The organism is Shewanella vaxholmensis (assembly GCF_031932135.1).
Lineage (GTDB): Bacteria > Pseudomonadota > Gammaproteobacteria > Enterobacterales > Shewanellaceae > Shewanella > Shewanella hafniensis.
Map to the genome: position 1 here is coordinate 1 of NZ_JAUOEV010000039.1, position 17131 is coordinate 17131.

Annotated in this window: 14 protein-coding genes; 3 read left to right on the top strand and 11 right to left on the bottom strand. The window is 48.4% G+C overall.

Annotated elements, in window-relative coordinates:
- Window positions 1-93: 93 nt before the first annotated feature.
- The 11 genes from Q4Q46_RS20950 to Q4Q46_RS21000 form a co-directional block, all read right to left on the bottom strand.
- Window positions 94-480, bottom strand: a complete 387-nt coding sequence (locus Q4Q46_RS20950) for a VOC family protein (protein WP_011847198.1) — start codon at window positions 478-480, stop codon at window positions 94-96.
- A 102-nt stretch (window positions 481-582) separates the two neighbouring features.
- On the bottom strand, window positions 583-1878 hold the full coding sequence (locus Q4Q46_RS20955) for an OmpP1/FadL family transporter (RefSeq protein WP_311906973.1): 1296 nt from the start codon (window positions 1876-1878) through the stop codon (window positions 583-585).
- Between the two features lie 353 nt (window positions 1879-2231).
- Window positions 2232-3683: a sodium/proline symporter PutP gene (gene putP / locus Q4Q46_RS20960; protein ID WP_011847196.1), complete on the bottom strand. Its 1452-nt coding sequence runs from the start codon at window positions 3681-3683 to the stop codon at window positions 2232-2234.
- A 157-nt stretch (window positions 3684-3840) separates the two neighbouring features.
- Window positions 3841-4545, bottom strand: coding sequence for a DUF3379 domain-containing protein (locus tag Q4Q46_RS20965; RefSeq protein WP_311906974.1), 705 nt, complete (start codon window positions 4543-4545; stop codon window positions 3841-3843).
- Window positions 4538-5101 (bottom strand): sigma-70 family RNA polymerase sigma factor, encoded by a 564-nt coding sequence (locus Q4Q46_RS20970; RefSeq protein ID WP_006085483.1) that lies wholly within the window; start codon window positions 5099-5101, stop codon window positions 4538-4540. Before Q4Q46_RS20970 ends, Q4Q46_RS20965 begins: the two co-directional genes overlap by 8 nt.
- A gap of 72 nt (window positions 5102-5173) precedes the next feature.
- The gene (locus Q4Q46_RS20975) at window positions 5174-6898 is read right to left on the bottom strand and encodes a BatD family protein (RefSeq protein WP_311906975.1); all 1725 of its coding nucleotides are present in this window, start codon (window positions 6896-6898) and stop codon (window positions 5174-5176) included.
- On the bottom strand, window positions 6892-8958 hold the full coding sequence (locus tag Q4Q46_RS20980; protein ID WP_311906976.1) for a vWA domain-containing protein: 2067 nt from the start codon (window positions 8956-8958) through the stop codon (window positions 6892-6894). Before Q4Q46_RS20980 ends, Q4Q46_RS20975 begins: the two co-directional genes overlap by 7 nt.
- Window positions 8958-9977: a vWA domain-containing protein gene (locus Q4Q46_RS20985; RefSeq protein ID WP_311906977.1), complete on the bottom strand. Its 1020-nt coding sequence runs from the start codon at window positions 9975-9977 to the stop codon at window positions 8958-8960. The genes Q4Q46_RS20980 and Q4Q46_RS20985 overlap by 1 nt, the downstream gene beginning before the upstream one ends.
- Complete coding sequence (locus Q4Q46_RS20990) at window positions 9971-10609, bottom strand: DUF4381 domain-containing protein (protein WP_311906978.1); 639 nt, start codon at window positions 10607-10609, stop codon at window positions 9971-9973. The genes Q4Q46_RS20985 and Q4Q46_RS20990 overlap by 7 nt, the downstream gene beginning before the upstream one ends.
- 2 nt (window positions 10610-10611) lie before the next feature.
- Window positions 10612-11565: a DUF58 domain-containing protein gene (locus tag Q4Q46_RS20995; protein ID WP_311906979.1), complete on the bottom strand. Its 954-nt coding sequence runs from the start codon at window positions 11563-11565 to the stop codon at window positions 10612-10614.
- A gap of 24 nt (window positions 11566-11589) precedes the next feature.
- Window positions 11590-12546 carry an AAA family ATPase gene (locus Q4Q46_RS21000; protein ID WP_106650947.1) on the bottom strand — a complete coding sequence of 319 codons (957 nt, stop codon included), beginning with the start codon at window positions 12544-12546 and terminating at the stop codon, window positions 11590-11592.
- Window positions 12547-12808: 262 nt separating this feature from the next.
- On the opposite strand from Q4Q46_RS21000, the gene fadI reads away from it, so the two are divergent.
- From fadI to Q4Q46_RS21015, 3 genes are all read left to right on the top strand, one after another.
- Window positions 12809-14119 carry an acetyl-CoA C-acyltransferase FadI gene (gene fadI, locus Q4Q46_RS21005; protein ID WP_311906981.1) on the top strand — a complete coding sequence of 437 codons (1311 nt, stop codon included), beginning with the start codon at window positions 12809-12811 and terminating at the stop codon, window positions 14117-14119.
- A 5-nt stretch (window positions 14120-14124) separates the two neighbouring features.
- Entirely contained in the window at window positions 14125-16245 is a 2121-nt protein-coding gene (fadJ, locus tag Q4Q46_RS21010) for a fatty acid oxidation complex subunit alpha FadJ (protein ID WP_311906983.1), read from the top strand.
- 377 nt (window positions 16246-16622) lie between these two features.
- A complete protein-coding gene (locus Q4Q46_RS21015; protein ID WP_311906984.1) occupies window positions 16623-16823 on the top strand; it encodes a hypothetical protein in 201 nt (66 codons plus the stop codon).
- Window positions 16824-17131 lie beyond the last annotated feature (308 nt).

Consider the following 17131-nt stretch of genomic DNA (forward strand, 5'->3'; position numbering starts at 1 on the left):
GTCATGCACTGGGTTTATTCGGGATAGATGCCGCTTAATATTTGAGGGAGACAAGTTGGCGATATCAGCTTGATGTCGCTTTATTGAGACGCGCTATTTTTCCGGAGGAATAACACTCGGCTGCCATAATTCGACTTTATTGCCGTCGGGATCGATAAACCAGCCAAAGCGGCCAAACTCTGAATCTTCAATGCCACCCACGAGCTGACCACCACCTTGTTCGACCTGTGTGAGCGCTTGGGCCAGATCATCAACGATAAAGTTAAACATAAAGCTCTTATCTGAAGGCGCAAAATAGTCAGTGCTATGGGCGAAGGGCGTCCAAACATGGTAGCCGAGTGTCGCTTTATCTGTGTGATAAAACGCGGCGCCGCCCCAGTTTTCAATAGGAACTTGAAGGTGGGTTTTATACCAAGTTGCCAAGGTAACGGGATCTGCACTTTTAAAGAAAATTCCACCGAGTCCAATGACTTTAGCCATAGCCGTAGCTGCGTTTACAGGAGTATGAATTAACTTTAGGCAATAAATGCTTAAGATACAAAAAAGCCGCAAAAAATGCGGCTTTTGGGTTTAGCGTTTAGCTTAAAACTGGTAGCTGTATTGAACTGAGTAGTACATACCACTTGATTCAGTAATTGCATTAACAGGACCTGTGATAGCACTGTTTTCGATCAGGTGAACTTTTTCACCTTTAATATAAGCGATACCAAAGTCAACGGTGTTTTGTGGGTTGATGTGGTAGCTCATACCCGCTGTGTACCAGTTACGGTCAGAGTCTGGGAATGAAATTGAGCTGATTTCGTCCACAACGCCTTGGTCATGCATATAACCAGCACGCACAGTGAATTGTTCGTTGATAGTGTAAGTACCACCTAAGCTGAATAACCATGAATCTTTCCATTGGTATTCTTTCAGTGCAACATCACCTACGGCTTGAGTCACTCCAACAGCTGCAATTGTGGCTGTACCATCTTTAGCCGTGATTTGATCAAAGTTGCCCCACTGGGTGTACTGCGCTGTATAGTGCAGAGCAAACTTAGGGGTGATTTGATGGAAACCTGCAACTTGGAAGATATCCGCTAGTGGAACATCTAAGCTATCAAAATTGGTCGCAACCGGAACAGTACCTACACCAGGAATGGTTGTCATCGAGACGGTATTGATATCACCTTCAACATTCACTGTCGGGCTGAAACGGTAGCTGATACCGAAACGGTTATCTTTATCTAGCTCAATGGTGGCACCTACTATACCACCGAAGGCCCAGCCGTCAGCGTCGACGTCAACCAATGGCGTAGTGCCCATGTTGCGGGTTAAACGACCTTCACCGTAGATGGCATCCACACCCGCACCGATACTGAACATGTCATTAATACGGTATGAAAGGCTGGCGTTAAAGTTAACCGTTGTGACTTCTGTTTCGCCGAGTAAATCATAAGGTGCTGGTGAGCCTGCTGGTAAACTCTTTGAAAGTGAGCTGGCATCGGTACCGGTACCAAAGTTAGAAAACGCAGCAAAGCCTACGGCGAACTTGTCGTCGATTGGGTGGATGTAGAAAATATTAGGGATAATTTTAGAGCTACCCGCATCATCAATGCTGCCTAAGTCTACGGCACCACCGGCAAAGTTAACGTCTTTAACATCAACAGTAATATCGGCATAAGTTAAGCCGAAGGAGATCGCATCTTTATCGAATAATGCCATAGCTGCAGGGTTACGTGATAACACAGAAGCGTTATCGGCAATAACCGCATCACCAGCAAATGCACGGCCCATACCTGTGGCTGATTGACTGTTGAGTTGAAAACCTGAAGCTAAGGTTTGAGTACTTGCTAATGCGACAGAAACGGCAATGAGTGTCTTGTTGAATGTTTTCATTATAATTCTCTCTATTTTTTATAAGTATTGGATTTTTATTCGGTCCTAGTCAGCCGAAAGTCTTTAAATCCATTTATTAGTCTTCGGCATCTTATGGACTGAATCTACCCTCAACAAGTCCGACCAGACGTGAAAATTGTTAATTTTCAGTTAATTAAAAACCTTTAAAACAGAGGTTGAACTTTAGTTCGCTTGAATGGTCTGGCCAGATGCTTGATATGAAGGGCTTTGGGTTTAACGATAGGTTTCAATTGACGTTAACGGTTTGTAATTGTGTGTTGAGTATTTAAAAGGATACAAAATGTAAAAAGCGCACAAGTGTGCGCTTTTTAAGTTATACAAGCGTGTCGAAACTAAAGTGCAGACTTAAATTGTTCGAACTCTGTTGTTACATTTTCACTTGGTGCAGACAATTTGCTCACCAAAATACCGGCGAATGTGGCGAACACAAATCCTGGGAGGATTTCGTATAGTTCGAAAATACCCCCCGTCAGTTGCTTCCAAATTACGACCGTTAATGCGCCGACAATAATAGTAGCAATGGCGCCATTACGGCTGTATTGCTTCCAAAATAGCGATAATAAGACCACAGGACCAAAGGCCGCACCAAAGCCAGCCCATGCATAACTCACAAGGCTTAATACACTGCTTTCAGGATTAAGGGCAATGATGCCTGCGATCACGGCAATCGCCAGCACGCCCATGCGACCGACCATCATCAACTCGCGATCATCCGCTTGTGGGCGTAACCATTTACGGTAGAAATCTTCAGTGATCACGCTTGAGCACACCAGCAACTGTGAATCGATAGTGCTCATGATGGCAGACAAAATGGCTGCGATAAGTAGACCACCAATCCAAGGGTTAAACGCGGCTTGGGCTAAATGAATAAATACCGTTTCTGAATTCGCTAGTGGGGCGTTAGCGAAATACAGAGAACCGGCAATACCTGTAGCTAAAGCGCCAATTAAAGATAAGACCATCCAGCTCATGGCAATACGGCGCGATAAGGGAAGGGCATCGGCACTGCCTATCGCCATAAAGCGCGACAAAATATGCGGCTGACCAAAATAGCCAAGACCCCATGCGAGTAAAGACAACATGCCTATCACTGTGGTTTTGTCGCTGACCAAGGCCAACATCGCAGGATCGATAGTTTCAATTCCGGCGTGGCTTTCAGGGTGAGAGAAAACGGCAAAGGGGACGATTAAGAGGGCGACAAGCATCAAACAGCCTTGAAAGAAGTCTGTCCAACACACAGCAAAGAAGCCACCAATAAAGGTGTAACCGACTATGATGGCTGAGCCAATCACCAGCGCCACTGTGTAATCGAGACCAAAGACTTTTTCAAATAGAATCGCGCCACCGACCATGCCTGAGGAAGCATAGAAAGTAAAAAACACTAAAATAGTGATTGCGGAGACGAGCTTGAGATAGCCCTGGGTATCGTGGAAACGTTTCTCGAAGAAATCCGGTAAGGTGAGGGCGTTATCGGCGAGTTGAGTGTAGATACGCAGTCGTCTGGCGACAAATAGCCAGTTTAGCCAAGCGCCAAAAATTAATCCTATGCCAATCCAAGCTTCACCTAAGCCGCCTAAGTAAACTGCGCCGGGTAAACCCAGTAACAGCCAACCTGACATATCGGATGCACCCACACTGAGTGCGGTCACAGCGGGGCCCATTTTGCGGCCACCTAAAATATAATCATCAACAGTATCGGTAGCACGGTAAGCCCAAAAACCTATGCCCATCATCAATACTAAGTAACCAACAAATGTGATTAAAATCGGGGTTTCAATCGTCATCTTGCCTTTTCCCATCTTGTTATTATTAAAAGTGGCAAGCATGCTACCAGATGTTTGAACAATCGCCCATTAGCAGATAGAAGTGTGATTAAAATCTAACCTCCGATCGCGTGAAAATATCGGAGGTTAATTTAAAAATAGCAGAGATAAGATGGGGTTAGATAAAGGTGTTCTTGATTTCGTCTTTTACATAGCTAAGGTCTGCTTTATCTTCACCTATAAGCAAAATAAACGCATCGGGTGTTTCAAAGCCCATTCCTTGGTATTTGCCATCGGCGAAGGTTTTGTCTAACACCATACGTTTTTCGAGTGGCACGATAAAGAGTGTGACCTTGCTTTGCTCACCCTGTAGCACTAAGTGCAGGCTTTTCACCCCTTGAAAATCGCAATAGGAGGTGTAATACACTTTGCCCGGTTGTTGGGTGAACTTGGCATTGCCAAAGTCTTTCATCGACGTGAGCTGCGCATTGACCTGATTAAAGTTGACGTTTTGATCCACCTGTAAGGCAACACCTTCATGGTAGACATGGGCCAGTGCATGTTCGGCTAAATCGATTGGCCCTAAACGCAATAGACTAAAACTGATCCCCACCACAAATGCCACCGAGGCCGCCATGGCCACTAAAAAGCCCGTTTGACGGCGGTGTTTATGGTGTTGTTGCAACTGCTGACGCAAAATCAGTTTATCGGCGAGATCGTCCGCCACTTCTACTTTCAATGCATTTGTCAGTTTGGCATCAAGGTTTTTGAGCTCATTGATTAAGGCTTGGTTTTCTGGCTTAGCATTAATTTGCGCCAGAAAATCAGCATCTTGATTATGAGGATCTTCATAAGCTTGACGTCTAAATTTAAGCTCATCCATTGGATTGACCTCTCACATCATTCTTCTCAAGTAATTCTTTCAATTGGCTCCTCGCCCGAAATAAACGCGTCATTACGGTGTTGCGATTGAGCTCCATCAGCTCGGCAATTTCATCGCCGCTAAAGCCACCAATCAGTTGCAGTAAGAGTGGCTCGCGGTATTCGATATCCAGCTTGCCTATTTGCCGACGGATCAGGTATTGCTCGGTCTGCTCTTCACTGCTATTGGAGATATTGTCCTCTAAGGTATCTTGCTCAACGTCGGAATAATCGAACTGTTTACGCTCGAAACGCCGCGCATTCTCACGCCTAAGAATCGTGATCAGCCATGCCTTCGCCGCTTTATCATCCTTGAGGGAATCCAAAGAGCGCCACGCCCGCAAGAAGGTTTCTTGGGTAATGTCTTCAGCCACGTGTTTATCGCCGCATAACCAGTAGGCGTAGCGGAAGATGTCTGCATGTAGCGCCTTGACTAGGCTGTTGTATCGTCGTTGTTTACTTAGCATGTCAGAAGAGACCGCGGGCTCGACGGATTTCTTACGCCAGTTAGCAAACATTTTTATTTTTTCGGCTTGTTGGCTGAATGTTTAGCATAGTAGAGCTCGCTTCTCTGTCATTAAACCCTTAATTTACTTAGGATTCAGTGGGCTTAATGGCACCGATTTTGGGTTTGAATGTTTATGATCACAGGCCTTAACCGCGTTAAGCAACGCGGCGCACTCGGCGGTCAGCTTGTTAGTATCCGCACTGTTAGTATTCGCACTGTTAGTATTCGCACTGTCAGTATGGCTGTTGGCATTGGCCTTCGCACTATAGGCGGCAATTTGCAGTTGCTGTATCGCCTTTGCGAGTTGCGGTGACTGCTCGGCAATTTTATCGAGTGTCATAGGCGCTTGCTGTAACTCGCTGAAGTAGCGCTGTAACTGCAACATAATGCGGCTCACATCGCCACTGGCACAGGCTTGCTCCAATCCTTGTAAGCCCGCAACATTTACTGATTGTGCTGAACTCATTGAAGCGTTAATTGTTGTCGGGGCGGCCGATGGTTTTTTTAAAGCGCGGCGCCAAGCGATTAAAGTGATGATCCAAGCGACGAGAGTGATCAGCCATAGCGCAGCAAACACCTTAATCATCCAGGAGTCATTGTTGTCGGCCGCTGAATTTGCTTGCCAAGCGGCTTGGGCGGGCGCGTCTGTGACTGCACCGCCAGTTACCACTATTGTGCGTGCGGGGAGCGTCGCGGTTTCTTGACGTTTAAGGTGCGGATTCCACCAAGGCACTTTGACTTCGGGCAGGGTAAATGTTCCCGCTTTGCTGGGAACGATTGCCGACGTAATACTGTACTGGGAGACAATTTGTGCATCGCGTACAAAGGTTTGTCGCTGAGGTTTCTCTGGGTATGACTTCAGTTCATTAGGAAGGGTTTGCACGATATCTGGCAGGCTATTTTCATCGGCATTGGAAGCCAATAAAGTAATGGTGCGAGTAATAGGGCTACCGACGGTAAATTCTTTAATATCCTCAGGGAAGTTCTCTTTTAGCACCACTAAGTCGGCAACCAGCCATTGGCCTTGGAAACTTGTCGGCGCAGGATTCACTTGCACCGTGAGGGAGGGCGCGCCCGCTTGCATTGGGCGGCTTTCATTAAAGCCAAACATGCCGCCGCGGCGTTGGGATTCGACGAGCACATCGCCCGCAAAGGTTGCGCCTTTGATGTTCACTTGGCCGGGTAAGTCGGGAATGATGCCATAGGTGCGTTCAATCACGCGGTAACGACGGCCATCGACTATCTCTGAGCCATCCTTATCTTCACCGATTTGTTTGATCTGCGCGCCTTCGATTACTGGTGCGCTCAATACGCCCCTTTGTAATTCCACTGCTAGATAGAGTTTCACCTTGTAGGTAATGAGCTGCCCGACATAGGCCTCGTCGGTTGACACTTTGGCATCGATGAATAGGTTATTCATTTGCGCGGGCTGGCTGCCCGTTTCGACCACTTTGAGTGGGATCGGCGCCGAGCTGATGCCATCAATAGTAAAGGCTGGAATGGTTAACTGACCTTGTTGTTTTGGCGCGAGCAACACTTGCCAGCGAGTCTCTTTGACCGCATCGAAGTTCATGATCTGTGTGCTGCGACTCACGCTGGTGCGGCCCACAATAAAGTCTTTCAGCAGGGCGGATGTGTCTAGCTTACCAGTATCGATTTCATCATCGACGCTGATGTTGAGCACAAAGTATTCTCCCTCCATCACAGGATTGCGATCGACCGATGCCTCAATTTTGCTGAGTGCAAAGGCGGGATGAGCCACTCCGATGGCAAGGAGTAGCAGGATAAAAAATTGTCTGATTACCACTGTTCGTTATCCTTTGATATTTGGCCATTTTGACGGCGTTTTTGATATTCCAACTGCATTTTATTGCGAAGTAACACTTGTGGGTCTTCACTCACGCCCCTCAGCGCTCGCTGCATTTCTGCGGGAAGCGGTTCGCTATTAGTTGGCGGCGCTTCGACCGATTCACTCATAGCAGCCTCTTGTTTATCTTGTGCATCTTTCTCAGGAGCGTCTTTGGCGCCAACGCTTTGCTTTGCTTGCTCAGCGGATTTTTGCTCCTCGGCATCGGCGTTAGCCTGCGCTTGCATCTTAGCTTCATTATCTACAGGTGAATTGTCTACAGGCTCATTTTCCTTTGCATCCTGCTCGGCATTTTGTTGCTTGGCTTGTTGATCCTGTTGTGCTTTATCTTGATCTTGCTGAGCTTCATCTTGCTTGTCCTGAGCATTGCCATTTTGCTTATCCTGCTCAGACTGTTGCTCATCCGCTTTTTGCTGCTCAGAGCTTTGATCAGAGCTTTGCTCAGGATTGGCATTGTCCTGTTGCTCTTGAGACTCTTGTCCCGCTTGATCTTGCTTATCTTTCTGAGCGCTATCTTGATCAGATTGCTGGTCGCCAGACTGTTGGTCACCTGAATTGGGTTCACCGGACTGCTGATCGCCTTGTTGATCTTGGTTTTTATCTTGTTGATCGTTTTTACCTTGCTGTTTTTGCTGCTCTTTCAATTGCTTTTCAGCCAGTTCAAGGTTGGCCTTTGCCGCAGGGAAATCGGCTTGTTTTTCAAGTGCGGCTTGATAGCGCTCCTTAGCCTTATCGGGTTTACCGAGTTGCATCAACGCATTGCCTTGATTGTAGAGGCCTTGGGCAGAGCTATCTTGCTCGAAGGTTTTCAGCGCTTGCTCATAATCACCGGCCTTATATTGGGCGCTGCCACGCCATTGGGGTGACTCAAACTGCTTAGCGGCGTTGGCATAATCTTGGGATTGATAGGCCTGCATCGCTTGCTGATCTGGCGTTTTCCACACATTGTCCCACACACTGGCATGGGCAGGCTGAGGCGCGGCCGCGAACAGTAAGCCGCCAATGAGAGTGGCAAATCCAACGCTTGCCACGATTCCTTGCCTAAAGCTGAAAAGGGCGGGCAGCAGTAATAGCAGGGCGAGATAAGGGCCGAGATCCTGCCAGGTTTCACCGTCAAGATCTGTGGCTTTGGCATCGCCCGTATCCCTTAACCAATGTTGTAATTGGGCCAGATCATTGCCGTCGGTGCGATTTTGGATCAACACCCCGTTATTATCCGCTGCTAGTTTTTGCAGCAAGCCAAAGTCAGTGCTGGCCACAACGACCTCGTTGCTACTGTCGCGCTGCAATTGTCCATCGGGTAGACGAATTGGCGCACCTTGGCTGGTACCAAAAGCGACGACGGCAAGACGATATTGCGTGCCACTTAATGCCGAGTTAGCGTCATCAAATTGGGCTGCGGTTATGCCATCTGTCATCACGATAATATCACCGCGAATATGCCCACCCTGAGCCAGTAGCGTTTTAGCTTGGGTTAAACCTGCCGCTAAGTTTGAGCCACGAACGGGCATGATTTCAGGGCTTAAGGTCGGCAATAAATTGAGTAGCGTGCCGGTATCGCGCGTTAACGGGCTGATAGTAAAGGCATCGCCGGCAAAGGCGACTAAACCTGTTTCACCTTCTTTAAGATTACGCAGGAGATCCGTGGCCCTAAATCTGGCTTGGGTTAAACGGTTCGGCGCCAGATCGGTAGCGAACATAGACACAGACATGTCCATCACCAGTACGCGGCCTTGCTCGGCGGCAAACACAGGTAAGGACTGTTTATTAACGGCGGGCCCTGCGAGCGCAAAAGTCGCAATCAGCCAAGTGAAAGCTAATAAATGCAGCGGACGGCGGGATTTCTTGCTGCCTTGGGTGACCAATATTTTGGCTAAGTGCGGCGCAATATAACGATTCCACGCGCTGTGGCTCTCGTGTTGTCGCCATAAACTCAACAACACTAAAGCCAGTGGCACTAGGGCGAGTAGCCATTCGGGGCGAATAAAATGTAGGCTCATTATTTAATGTTCCCCTGTGAAGTGGTTGCGACAGAGGGTTTAACGCGGCGCGCTGCAAAGAATGGTAATTGACCTAAGGCAATCCACAGGCTCGTCAGTAACGCCAGTGCCAGCGGCCAATAGAACAAATCTGCCTGCGGACGATAGCTTAATTGATCGCGACTCACTGGTTCGAGTTTATCGATTTCTTGGTAAATCTGGTCGAGCTCTTGGCTGTTGCGGGCGCGGAAATAACGACCGTGGGTGACTTCGGCGATATGCTTAAGTTGGTTCTCATCCAGATCCATCGAGGGATTAACCCGCTCGCGGCCAAAGAGTGTGCGGCGCTCCATCACATCGGCACCGACACCGACAGTGTAAATAGTGACTTTACGATTAGCGGCAATTTGCGCCGCTTGCTCTGGCTCGATGTTGCCGGCGTTGTTAGAGCCGTCGGTCAATAAAATCAACACTCTGTTACTCTCGTCCATTTTATCGAAACGCTTTACCGCCAGCCCTATGGCTTCACCTATGGCGGTTTGTTTACCGACTAAGCCGATTTGTGCTTCTTTTAAAAATTGCGCTACTGAACGTCTATCTTGGGTGAGCGGCGCCTGCAAATAGGCGTGATCGGCAAAGAGAATTAAACCGATACGGTCGCCTTTGCGGCGCTCGATAAAGTCACTGACGACGTGTTGGATTAAGGTGAAACGGTCGACGGTTTTGCCATTTACCACCATGTCTTCAATCTGCATACTGCCGGATAAATCCACCGCCATCATCAGATCGCGGCCTTGGCTTGGCAGTTCGATCGGTTCGCCAAGCCATTGCGGACGAGCAATAGCGAGCAGTAGCAGGCACCACATCAGCCAGTAGCGTTTGCGACTCTGGCGCGTGTTGGCCGCTAAGCTTTGTTTACCTGTTTGGCTTATTCCGGGGAGTTGCAGCCGGCCACCATCCACTTGTACGGTTTGTTGGCGCCAAAAAATCAAAGGCAGAGGCAGTAATATCAATAGCCAAGGCCATGCAATCGTTAACATTGTGCCTCCGGTTGTTGGGGGTCAGCTGGCTGGGGTTGCGCTTGGCTTTTAGCTTGAGCGTCGCCACTAGCTTGAACAAGATTCGGCAGAGGTGCACTCAGTTTTACTTTTGATGCCAACCAAGCTTGTGCGAGTTCATGTAACTCATTGGCTTCAGCTAAGGTCAACGGCGTTGGCTGATGACGTTTGGCTAACAAGGGGCCGAGACGTTGGCGTTTTGCCGCGGGTAAATAGCTGTCTAGCCAAGTCGCCCAAGCTTCACCATCTAAGGAGGCTATTGCATCTCTGCTGATATAACTCATGGCGGTGCGCTTTAATAGGCTATTAACGTCAGAAACATAGGACGGCGCTTGTCTATCAAGCTGATTGAGTAACTGCTTTGCGGCTTTTTTCGGCGCTAAGTCACGGGCGCGTTTTCTTAGCCTGATAACTAAGAGTGTGATGAGAGCAATCACGAGCGCGAGGACCAACCAATAACCGATTGCCCAAGGCCAAGCGCCGATTGGATCGGGATGAATGATATCCTGCAGATCCGCCAGCGCTGGGTTTGGCGCTGTAGCCATAGGGACTGCAGCCGGTGGATTTGCTATCACTGGTGTCACTATTTCTGAATTCACTGTTGCTGGATCCATAGTTAACGCAATAATTCCAATTGATGGGCTAGGGGAGCCCCCGCATCGATGAGCTGGGTGCGCACGCGCAGTTGCTGCATCATGGCGATAAAGTCCCTTTGCTGACGCAGTTGGATATCAAGCCAAGCCTGATAACTGTGGCGGGTGAGCACTAAGTCCTCCTCCCCATCCCGAACTGGCAAACTAAAGTTGTGTGGTAACAGTAGTGTGCCTTGACGCAGGGGATCGGTAATCAGGTAGGCGCCCACATCGCAATGACGTTTAAGCTCGGTTAATGGCGCGATACATTGGGGACTAAAATGGCTGCCATCTGTCACTATCCAAACTAAGGAGCCGGGTTTGGCGATACGTTGTAATCGCTGACAGGCACGCAGGATATGGTCAGGATCGCGCTGGCCGCTGCCAACATGATTGAGTTGATTCTCATGCACGCGGCGCAGGCCTGAGATTAATTGCAATATGCCCTGACGACGGCTGCGGGGTTTGAGCTCTAAATGCTCAGACTCGCTGGCGATCAAGGCGCCGAGCCTGTCGCCATGGTTAATCGCATTCCAACCTAAGGTGGTCGCTAGGTGTCCTGCTTGCACCGATTGCAGCAATAAACTCGAGCCAAAATAGAGGCTTTGACTCAAGTCGATCAACAACAGAATCGGGCGCTCACGTTCTTCGACAAATAACTTAGTGTGGGTTTTGCCCGTGCGAGCGGTCACGCGCCAATCAATGGTGCGCACATCGTCGCCCTGTTGGTAGTGGCGCACCTCGGCAAACTCCATACCGCGGCCTTTGATTAAGCTGCTGCGATGGCCCGCTAAATTAGCGCGGGCACGGCTGTAACGCTCGGGCATAGCACGGGCGATATTTTGGCACGCCAGCAGCTCTTGCTCGGTTAAATGCAAGCCATCGGCAAACAGCGGCAAGCCATCGGCCGAGGCAGAGAGTCGCGCAGTGTCACTCATCTGATTTCACCTTTATCTTCACCGTTAAGGTACTGCAACTTGACTCAAGATGTGGTTGATCACCTGATCGCGGCTTACGCCTTCGGCTTGCGCTTGGTAGCTGAGTAATAATCTGTGTCTTAACACATTCGGCGCAACGGCTTGAATGTCTTCCGGTGACACAAAGTCCCGCTCGTGCAGCCAAGCGCGGGCGCGGGCGCAGCGTTCTAAGGAAATAGTGGCGCGTGGGCTGACGCCGTACTCGAGCCATTTCGCTAAGTCATCGCTGTAACGGCTTGGCTCACGGGTCGCCATCACTATTTCGACTATGTATTTTTCGAGCGGCTCGGCGAGATAGATTTCCATGGCCTCGTCACGGGCGGCAAACACATCGGCCTGTGCAATCGGCTCAGTCGTTGGCAACTCGTGGGTGAGCGCTTCTTTACGGGATTGGCGCAGAATTTCGATTTCAGTCTCGCCGCTCGGGTAATCAAGGTTTAAGTGCATTAAAAAACGGTCAAGCTGTGCTTCGGGCAGCGGATAAGTGCCTTCGTTCTCTAATGGGTTTTGGGTGGCCATCACTAAAAATAGCGGTGGCAGCTTATAACTGTGCTTACCGACGGTAACTTGACCTTCGGCCATGGCTTCTAACAGCGCCGATTGTACCTTGGCTGGGGCGCGGTTAATTTCGTCCGCCAAGATTAAATTGTGGAAAATCGGACCGGCTTCAAATTCGAAGGTGCCGGTTTGCGAGCGATAGATATCTGTGCCGGTTAAGTCGGCGGGTAGCAGATCTGGGGTAAATTGAATGCGGTGAAAATCGCCCTCAACCCCGTCACATAAGGCTTTCACTGCACGGGTCTTGGCCAGTCCTGGAGGTCCTTCAACTAATAAGTGACCATTGGCAATTAAGGCAATGAGCAGATTTTCGGTCAATACTGGCTGCCCTAAAACAACCTTATTTAGGTAAGTGCGTAATGCGTGGAAGCGACTCAAAGGCATGATGCTACTCGTTTTATTATGTTGAAAATACGTGTGTGGGCTATAGACAACGGATATGGTAAAGAATTCCCTTAGGGTTTGGCTAGTGTTAAAAAAACAAACAGGTGTTTAAAACTTGCTGACAAGAAGTTAGAATCAGATCACACTTTAATGGTCAGACCTGTTATTGGGCGTTTTTCGCCGTAAAACAATAGGTCAAACACGGAAATCGATAGCGCCGCCTGAAATCTCTCAGCGATTGCGCACATAAAGAGGGTGACAAATGAGTGATAGACAACAGGTTACGAACGCCAAGGGTGAACGTATCGCCATAGTAGCGGGTTTAAGAACGCCATTTGCAAAGCAAGCCACGGCATTCCACGGTGTATCGGCGCTCGATATGGGCAAAATGGTGGTCAATGAATTATTGGCGCGCTCTGAACTCGATCCTAAGCTGATTGAGCAATTAGTGTATGGACAAGTGGTGCAAATGCCCGCTGCACCTAACATTGCCCGTGAAATCGTACTCGGTACTGGCATGAATGTGTCGACCGATGCCTATAGTGTCACTCGTGCCTGTGCAACTAGCTTTCAATCTGCCGTCAACGTGGCCGAATCTATCATGACAGGCAATATCGAAATCGGTATTGCGGGCGGCGCCGACTCTTCTTCTGTCTTGCCTATCGGCGTGTCGAAAAAATTAGCCCATGCGTTAGTCGATCTGAATAAAGCCCGTAGCTTTGGGCAAAAATTACAAATTTTCCGTCGTTTAGGCATTAAAGATTTATTACCTGTGCCGCCTGCGGTAGCCGAGTACTCAACGGGCTTGTCTATGGGACAAACCGCCGAGCAGATGGCAAAAACCTACAATATTAGCCGCGCCGATCAAGATGCTTTAGCGCACCGCTCGCACACCTTAGCGAGTGAAACTTGGGCTTCGGGCCATCTTCGTGACGAAGTGATGGTTGCCCATGTGCCGCCGTATAAACAGTTTATCGATCGCGATAATAATATCCGCGAAAACTCGGTACTGGAGTCATATGCTAAGTTGCGTCCTGCATTTGACAAACAGCATGGTACTGTGACGGCGGCAAACAGTACGCCACTGACTGACGGTGCGTCAGCGATTATCCTGATGAGCGAAGGTCGAGCGAAAGCCTTAGGTTATCAACCGATTGGCTACATTAGGAGCTATGCCTTTAGCGCTATTGATGTGTGGCAAGACATGCTGATGGGGCCCTCTTACGCGACGCCACTGGCGCTGAAACGTGCTGGAATGGAGCTTGAAGATCTTACCCTGATTGAAATGCACGAAGCTTTTGCAGCGCAGACACTAGCGAATATGCAGATGTTTGCTTCGAAGAAATTTGCCGAAGAAAAACTCGGTCGTAACCGCGCCATTGGTGAAATAGACATGAGCAAGTTTAACGTGCTCGGCGGCTCGCTTGCCTACGGGCATCCTTTTGCGGCAACGGGAACCCGTTTGATCACGCAGGTGTGTCGTGAGCTTAAGCGCCGTGGTGGTGGAACTGGCCTAACAACGGCCTGTGCGGCTGGTGGTTTGGGCGTGGCTATGATAGTGGAAGTGGAGTAATCGGCATGGAAAAGACCTTTAATTTAACCCGCCGCGACGACGGCATTGCCATCTTGACTATGGATGTGCCTGGCGAAACCATGAACACCCTAAAGGCGCAGTTTGGCCCTGAAATAAGTGAGATTTTAGCTGAAATCAAGAGTGATTCGAGCATTCGCGGTTTAGTGCTGATCTCTGGCAAAAAAGATTCTTTTGTCGCGGGCGCGGATATTTCCATGCTCGATGCCTGTAAAACGGCGGCCGATGCCAAAGCCTTATCCCAGCAAGGGCATGTGGTTTTTAATGAGTTAGAAGCCTTAAACATTCCTGTGGTTGCGGCAATCCATGGTGCCTGTTTAGGTGGTGGTTTAGAGTTAGCCTTAGCCTGCCATCAAAGGGTATGTAGCGACGATGGCAAGACTATGCTCGGTGTACCTGAAGTCCAACTTGGCTTATTGCCAGGTGGTGGCGGGACTCAACGTTTGCCACGTTTAGTCGGCATTACCACCGCCTTAGACATGATGCTAACCGGCAAACAAATTCGTCCTAAACAAGCCTTGAAAATGGGCTTAGTGAATGATGTTGTACCGCAGGCCATTTTGCTGCAAACGGCAGTTGAGATGGCGCTTGCGGGGAAACGTGCACCGAAACCTGTTAAAAAGTCACTCGTTAATCAAGTGCTTGAAGGCACGAGCTTTGGCCGTAATATTATTTTCGATCAAGCGACTAAACAGGTCGAAAAGAAAACCCAAGGTAATTATCCTGCGCCTGCCAAGATCATTGACTGCGTGCGTCAAGGTATTGCGAAGGGGATGCAAAAAGGGCTAGAAGTCGAAGCGAGTCACTTTGCCGAACTAGTGGTATCGAAAGAGTCTGAAGCGCTGCGCAGTATTTTCTTTGCGACCACAGAAATGAAGAAAGAAACCGGCGCAGAAGGCGCGAGCCCGCGTAAAGTAAAAAAAGCGGTGATCTTAGGTGGCGGTTTAATGGGTGGCGGTATCGCATCTGTCACAACAACCAAGGCCAAAATCCCCGTTCGCGTAAAAGACATCAGCGAAAAAGGTTTAAGCAATGCATTGGCCTACGCCTACAAGTTGTTGGATAAAGGGGTTAAGCGCCGCCATATGACGCCTGCTGCCCGTGACAATTTAATGGCACTTATGACCACAACGACTGAATATAAAGGCGTTAACGATGCCGATATCGTTGTGGAAGCAGTATTTGAAGACCTAGCGCTTAAGCATCAAATGGTGAAAGACATAGAGCGTGAGTGTGGTGAGCACACTATTTTTGCGTCAAACACCTCATCTTTGCCTATTAGCCAAATCGCCGAGGCGGCGACACGTCCTGAGAATGTAATTGGTCTGCATTATTTCTCGCCAGTAGAGAAAATGCCGCTGGTGGAAGTGATTGCCCACGCTAAAACCTCGCCAGAAACCATTGCGACAACCGTAGCCTTTGCCCGTAAGCAAGGTAAAACACCGATAGTGGTGCAGGATGGCGCGGGTTTCTACGTGAACCGTATTCTTGCGCTTTACATGAACGAGGCTGCGCAATTATTACTTGAAGGCCAAAGTGTTGAACATCTTGATAAAGCGCTGGTTAAGTTTGGTTTCCCTGTGGGCCCCATTACTTTACTTGACGAAGTGGGTATCGACGTGGGCGCTAAGATTTCACCAATCCTCGAGAAAGAATTGGGTGAACGTTTTAAAGCGCCAGCGGCTTTTGACAAGCTTTTGGGTGACGATCGTAAAGGCCGTAAAAATGGTAAAGGTTTCTATCAATACGGCGCATCGAGCAAGAAAGCTAAAGCTGTCGATGAGAGTGTTTATGGCGTGTTAGGTATTAAGCCTGGCACCAATAAAGACGCCAAAGCAGTAGCCGAGCGTTGTGTCGTACAAATGCTCAACGAAGCGGTGCGTTGCTTGGATGATGGAATTATTGCATCGCCAAGAGATGGTGATATTGGCGCCATTTTCGGTATTGGCTTCCCACCATTCCTCGGTGGTCCATTCCATTATATTGACACTTTGGGCGCCGCGAACTTAGTACGAATTCTTGAAGGTTATCAAAGTCAATTAGGCAGCAGATTCGAACCTTGTGAGCGCTTGAAAACCATGGCTCAAGAAAACGCGCACTTTTTCTAAGTTTCAGTGGATCTAGGTCATAGTTAATCTTGGTCTTAGCAAATTGGAATTGAACAAAAAAGCGGCAGATCATTGCCGCTTTTTTATTGCCACAAGGCATGTTTTTGCCTAAAAAATGTTCATATTGGGATGTGGATCTTGTATAATCCGAGCCCTTTATCGAGAGTTCAGTGTTACGTGTTCTGTACTAAGAGCGTAGCGATGAATGAGTGTTGCTCGTTTATGCATAGTGCGGAAAACTTTTTATCCTGCCGTTAAAATGACGTATTTAACATGTGCATCAATCACCAAGACTACGCGAGTAGCATCCGCATTTTAATGAGGAATTAATTTCTCTACCTTTATGATTTATTTAGTTGTTTTTAAAGAGGTGGTTTGTGGTTTTGCTGGTTATCTTTATCGCATTAATCTCGGCTTGGTACTTCGGCTTAGCTGCATTTACCGTAGGCCTTTCTGTTACGTATTGGGCATTACTGGGTTTTGTGCTCGGGCCACTGGCTTACCCACTTTTTACGACACACAGTCATTTAGCCTTGAGGAAAATCCGTTGTAGTGAGGAAGGGATGTTAAATAGCTAATCTATCAGTATGTTATGACATATTTTTTCATACTTTTCATATTCATATAAAACTAAAGGGAGCCAATGCTCCCTTTAGTTTTAAAGCTGCGCTAGCTTAACTTGTTATCACTGTGCATGAGTTAGACCCATAACCACAGAATTTTAATTAATTCCACCAACCTTTCGCAGAAATAACTTCAAGGTGGTTTAAGCCTTCAGGCAACTTAACTTTTTTACGCGCTGGCTTAGATAAACCGAGTGCTTTTTTGATTGAATTTAGCATAGCCACTCTCCCTAACCTGATTAATGTTATGCAACTTGTTCTAG